Source organism: Methylobacterium sp. B1 (genome assembly GCF_000333255.1).
GTDB lineage: Bacteria > Pseudomonadota > Alphaproteobacteria > Rhizobiales > Beijerinckiaceae > Methylobacterium > Methylobacterium fujisawaense.
Genome location: NZ_BACT01000028.1, coordinates 1 through 1,504 on the forward strand (window position 1 = coordinate 1; position 1,504 = coordinate 1,504).

The following is a 1,504-nucleotide window of genomic DNA, read 5'->3' on the forward strand; positions in this document are numbered from 1 at the left end:
CTGACGCCCCCGAGTCAAGCCGCTGTGTGCGGCGCGGCGATAAGGTCGACCCGCGATCGTCGCGGTATGTTGCCGGTAACGCTGCCGGTGCGGCGCTCACGCGATGGCGCTGTCGTATCGGGCCGTCCCGTCGTCCAGGAAGCCGCCGGATTGGCGCGACCACAATCCGGCATAGACGCCACCGCGCGCAACCAGCTCGGCGTGGGTCCCCTCCTCGATGATCCGGCCGCGGTCGATGACGACGAGCCGGTCGAGGGCCGCGATGGTCGACAGGCGGTGCGCGATGGCCAGCACGGTCTTGCCGGCCATCAGGGTGTCGAGGGAGTCCTGAATCGCCGCCTCGACCTGGCTGTCGAGGGCCGAGGTCGCCTCGTCGAGAATCAGGATCGGGGCGTCCTTCAGCATGACGCGGGCGATGGCGATCCGCTGCCGCTGCCCGCCGGAGAGTTTGACGCCGCGCTCGCCGACCTGGGCGTCGTAGCCCCGCCGCCCCTTGTGATCGACGAGATCGGCGATGAACGCGTCCGCATGCGCCAGCCGGGCCGCCCGCTCGATCTCCGCCTGGCTGGCGTCGGGGCGGCCATAGGCGATGTTGTCGCGGATGGAGCGGTGCAAGAGCGACGTGTCCTGGCTGACCATCGCGATGGCTTCGCGCAGCGATTGCTGAGTCACCGCGGCGATGTCCTGGCCGTCCACCAGGATGCGCCCGCTCTCCACGTCGTAGAGGCGTAGGAGCAGACCCGCCAGCGTCGACTTGCCCGCGCCGCTGACGCCGACCAGCCCGACCTTCTCGCCGGGGCGGATCGTCAGGGAGAAATCCTCGATGACCGTGGCGTCGCCGCGTCCGTAATGGAAGCCGACTTCCTCGAATCGGATCTCGCCGCCGGTTACGACGAGGGACTGCGCGTCCGGCACGTCGACCAGGGCGTGCGGCCGGGCCATCGTCTGCATGCTCTCCTGGACCACGCCGACATTCTCGAAGACACCGCGCACGGTCTGCATGACCCAGCCCGACATGGCGATCAGGCGCAGCACGAGGGCGAGACCCGCCGACGCCTCGCCGGTGGTCATGCCGCCGTCGCGCCACAGGATGAGGCACGCGGCACCGGTGGCGATCAGGAGCGTGCTGTTGAGGAGTCCAAGCAGGCTGGTGGTCAGGGTCACCAGCCGGAACTGGTGAAGATAGGCGGCCGTGTGGACGTCCACCGCGTCCTGCACCGCGGCCCGCTCCTCGCGGTCGCGGGCGAAGAGCTTGACCGTCAGGATGTTGGTGTAGCTGTCGACGATCCGGCCGATGAGCGTCGAGCGGGTGTCGGCGGTCTTGTGCGAGCGCGCCCGGGCCCGGGGCACGAACCACGCGGTCAGGGCCGCGTAGGCGGCGATCCAGAGCAGCACCGGGACGGCGAGCCACGGCGAGATCGCGCTGAACAGCCCGACCGCCGTGATCGCGTAGATCGCCACGTAGAGGAGCGTGTCGATGAAGACGACCGCGAGTTCCCGCACC

The 1,504-nt window shown here is 69.7% G+C and carries 1 protein-coding gene; it reads right to left on the reverse strand.

Annotated elements, in window-relative coordinates; genetic code table 11:
* Positions 1-96: 96 nt before the first annotated feature.
* The coding region (locus I53_RS00830) for an ABC transporter ATP-binding protein (protein ID WP_043345635.1) at positions 97-1,504 on the reverse strand (1,408 nt) is incomplete at its 5' end.